The 3,672-nt window shown below is 41.3% G+C and carries 3 protein-coding genes and 8 tRNA genes; all 11 read right to left on the bottom strand.

From position 1 onward, the window contains the following. Nucleotides 1-172 precede the first annotated feature (172 nt). The gene (pcsB, locus tag HF992_RS11715; RefSeq protein ID WP_168550162.1) at nucleotides 173-1,432 is read right to left on the bottom strand and encodes a peptidoglycan hydrolase PcsB; all 1,260 of its coding nucleotides are present in this window, start codon (nucleotides 1,430-1,432) and stop codon (nucleotides 173-175) included. Nucleotides 1,433-1,497: 65 nt separating this feature from the next. Next, nucleotides 1,498-2,019, bottom strand: coding sequence for a rod shape-determining protein MreD (mreD, locus tag HF992_RS11710; protein ID WP_168550161.1), 522 nt, complete (start codon nucleotides 2,017-2,019; stop codon nucleotides 1,498-1,500). A 1-nt stretch (nucleotide 2,020) separates the two neighbouring features. Beyond that, the gene (locus HF992_RS11705; RefSeq protein ID WP_168550160.1) at nucleotides 2,021-2,848 is read right to left on the bottom strand and encodes a rod shape-determining protein MreC; all 828 of its coding nucleotides are present in this window, start codon (nucleotides 2,846-2,848) and stop codon (nucleotides 2,021-2,023) included. 54 nt (nucleotides 2,849-2,902) lie between these two features. After that, nucleotides 2,903-2,990, bottom strand: a tRNA-Ser gene (locus tag HF992_RS11700). Between the two features lie 9 nt (nucleotides 2,991-2,999). Beyond that, nucleotides 3,000-3,073 (bottom strand) — tRNA-Ile (locus tag HF992_RS11695). 55 nt (nucleotides 3,074-3,128) lie between these two features. Further along, nucleotides 3,129-3,201: transfer RNA gene (locus tag HF992_RS11690), tRNA-Phe, on the bottom strand. Between the two features lie 23 nt (nucleotides 3,202-3,224). Then, nucleotides 3,225-3,298, bottom strand: a tRNA-Met gene (locus tag HF992_RS11685). A gap of 12 nt (nucleotides 3,299-3,310) precedes the next feature. Next, nucleotides 3,311-3,400 (bottom strand) — tRNA-Ser (locus HF992_RS11680). A gap of 12 nt (nucleotides 3,401-3,412) precedes the next feature. Next, a tRNA-Ile gene (locus HF992_RS11675) sits at nucleotides 3,413-3,486 on the bottom strand. Nucleotides 3,487-3,508: 22 nt separating this feature from the next. Continuing rightward, nucleotides 3,509-3,582: transfer RNA gene (locus HF992_RS11670), tRNA-Met, on the bottom strand. Nucleotides 3,583-3,587: 5 nt separating this feature from the next. Continuing rightward, nucleotides 3,588-3,661, bottom strand: a tRNA-Pro gene (locus HF992_RS11665). Nucleotides 3,662-3,672 lie beyond the last annotated feature (11 nt).

Below are 3,672 nucleotides of genomic sequence, written 5' to 3'. Positions count from 1 at the left end.
TGTATCTAACCTGAACAATTAGATTATACTAGGAAAAATAAATGGAAGCTAGAAGCCTTATCAGCCACCAGCTTAGCTGGTGGTTTTCTCATTTTTCTCTCCGAGAAAAACTGGCTTGAAGCCATAACTAAAAAACGAAGACATAAAGTCCTCGTTTACATGATTCTTCTCATTATGGATAAATGTACATTACTGTACCACCACCCCAAGTGCTAGCAGTTGGATTAAACCAACCACGGTAGTTACCAATTGCTGGATTACCGGCGTAGTTTGCCTCAGATACCTGAATATTTGTCGCAGATTGAACAGCTGTTACCACTGCTACATGTCCGTAACCTCCTCCGTCGTATGGCCAAACAGCCACAGCACCAACTGCTGGAGTACTACCAACAGAATACCCCGCAGCTTGGGCAGAAGCAATCCACTGAGCGGCATTACCCCAATAATTTCCTACCCAAGGAGCTAAAGCTTTGGCTCCCCAAGTACACTGTCCAACAGGATACGTATTAGCAGCCGAATAAGTTACCTTGGTAGATGATGCTGGAGATGGTGCAACTACAGCATTAGCTGCTTCTACAGTATCAGGGGTAACCGTAGAAACAGAAGCTGCTGAAGTAGCTCCCTCTTGAACAACTGTTGATACATTAGACAATACAGTTGGAGTAGCTGTTGCTGCTGAAGCAGTCAAACTTTGAGCGCGTGCTGCCTGAGCTGCACGATACGCTGCTTCCTCAGCTGCAGCTTTTGCCGCAGCAGCTTCCGCAGCAGCTTTTTGCTCTTGAAGAGTCTTTTTCTCTCCTTCTGCAGTTGCTAATTCACTAGCTAAATTAAGTTTAGCTACTTCTAATTCTGCTTGCTGTGTATTAAGAACCTGCTCATCATCCGCCAACTTTTGTTGGTTTGCAACAATAGTATTAATGGCCTCTTGATTAGCTTTTTGTTTCTCTTCAATTGCAACCTTATCTTCTTCTTGCTGTTTAAGCATCTGGTTATTCGCAGCAATAATTTCTGTCATTGCTGTTATACGAGAAATAGCATCACTAATGGAATTAGAATCTAGAATTGTATTGATATAGTTTGTCGCCGTTCCTTCAGTCTGAGCCGAACGCGCCTGAGCAGACAATGCCTCGCTCCTCGCAACAATATTCTCAGATAGAACCTTAATCTCTGCAAAGAGTGCTTCCGACTCTGCTTGAAGTTTTTCATTTTCAGCAGTTAATTTATCACGTTCTTGCTTAATCCCATCAACTTTAGACTGAATAGCCTGAACTTGTGCCTGAGCTGCAGCCTGCTGACTTGTAAGATTTGAAATTTTATTTTCAACTGCTGAAATTTTTGAATTCATATCTTGTGCAGCAACCACTGAAACCGATGCAAACTGACTTAAAGTCACTACACTCAACAAAGTTACTGCCAACATTTTTTTCTTCATAACTGAATAGATACTCCTTGTAAGTAAGTCACTATACATTGTATCAAATTTTCAAAGGTCATATGTTACACATTTGTTACAATTAAATGTCTATTCCTCTGCAAAAATCTCTTAAAAAGCGGATACAGTAACACTCCTACTACTAAGTTCACAACTAAGGTCGGAGCTAGGATTTTTACTGTGAAATAATCCCAAGAATAGCTCATCCAACCTAAAAATTGAGCAACCCCAAAGTGGCTCGTTTCGAACAAAAAGATAAAAATAACGGATAAAAAACAAAAACGCCAAAAGCTAAAACGCTTAATTTTATAGACACCAGAAGCAAGTAATGTAAAGATTGGTAATAAAATAATGTTTAATCCTAGTACATTAAGGATATAAATATCCCAAAATGCTCCTATTAGTAGACAAGCATAAAATAACGCCCAATCATATTCACCGCTCGTTAAAGCCACTAGGACTACCAAAAAAATGTGGTAATTCGGCTGAATACCATTCTCTAAAAAAGGAGACAGCAATGATCCTAATTGCAAATCCAAAAAGATTAGCCCAACTAAAAGCAAAAATAAAAATAGAACTCTTTTCATACTAACGCCCTACAACGACAACAGAATAAATATCTGAGAAATTAGCGCTTGGTTTAACATATACTTCTACCTCAAGACTGTCCTTATTCTGTCTGATTTCAGTTACCTCGCCCAATAGAAGACTTCCTGGATAATCTAAAGATAGATCACTTGTCACTACTTTGTCCTTAAGTGCTAAACGCTCTTTTTCAGTCACCTGTGAAATTAAAAACAAGCCTTCTACTGGATCAAAAGAATTTAAAATCCCATAAGCTGGATTCTTATCGCCTATTTTCACAGCTAAATTAGCCTTAAACATATTATCCTGAAGAAGCTGGACAGTTGCTGTCTCCGTAAACAATTCTGTCACAAGTCCCACAAGACCACCATTAGCCAAAACAAGGTCTCCTTTAGAAAGGCCAGACGTCTCACCTTTTGAAATCAAAAGCGACTGATTCCATGAACTAGGACTCCGATGCACAACTTCAGCGACAATAGGATCAGCATTAGGATAAGCATTCTCCAATTTGATGCTAGATCTCAGACTCTCATTCTCCATTTTGAGGCTATGATTTTCATCTAAAATACCACTTAAAAGGCTAATCTCACGCTTCAAAGTTTTATTTTCTTCAAATGTTACCAATAACGCTTGTGTATCCTCAATAATATCGGATATAAAACGCCTAGGAACAGATAAAAACGACTCTCCAGAAGATAAAACTGAGCGAAGTGGCGAAAAGAGTGAACTTTCCCTAAACCAATCTTGAGATGACACCAAAAGAAAAGAAAGCGATGTTGTAAGAAGCACCGCTACTAAAACTACCACCTTTGACTTGAAAAATTTCCCCATATGAACTCCAATATACAATAAAACGAGATATCCTAAGATAATCTCGCTTTTCTACGGAGAATAAGGGATTCGAACCCTTGCGCCAGTTACCCGACCTAACGATTTAGCAAACCGTCCTCTTCAGCCTCTTGAGTAATTCTCCTAAATATAATGGGCACGAATGGAATCGAACCATCGACCTCACGCTTATCAGGCGTGCGCTCTAACCATCTGAGCTACGCGCCCAAGAAATCTTGGACTCGAATGCTTCACATTCGGTTCTTCTTTGCTATAAAGAATATGGCGCGAGACGGAATCGAACCGCCGACACATGGAGCTTCAATCCATTGCTCTACCAACTGAGCTACCGAGCCTAATAAAGTGAATCTACTTCAAATTGCGGGAGCAGGATTTGAACCTACGACCTTCGGGTTATGAGCCCGACGAGCTACCGAGCTGCTCCATCCCGCGCTAATAATATAAAGGAGGATGTGGGATTCGAACCCACGCACGCTTTTACACGCCTGACGGTTTTCAAGACCGTTCCCTTCAGCCGGACTTGGGTAATCCTCCAAAAGAGAAAAATGGACCTTGTAGGACTCGAACCTACGACCGCTCGGTTATGAGCCGAGTGCTCTAACCAGTTGAGCTAAAGGTCCAAACTACAAGAATATATAAAAATAGCGGCGAAGGGGATCGAACCCCCGACCTCCCGGGTATGAACCGGACGCTCTAGCCAGCTGAGCTACACCGCCAATAATCGGGAAGACAGGATTCGAACCTGCGACCCCTTGGTCCCAAACCAAGTACTCTACCAAGCTGAGCTACTTCCCGTTTTATGCACC

The organism is Streptococcus ovuberis, from assembly GCF_012396585.1.
GTDB lineage: Bacteria > Bacillota > Bacilli > Lactobacillales > Streptococcaceae > Streptococcus > Streptococcus ovuberis.
This window is presented reverse-complemented; position numbering and strand designations above follow the sequence as displayed.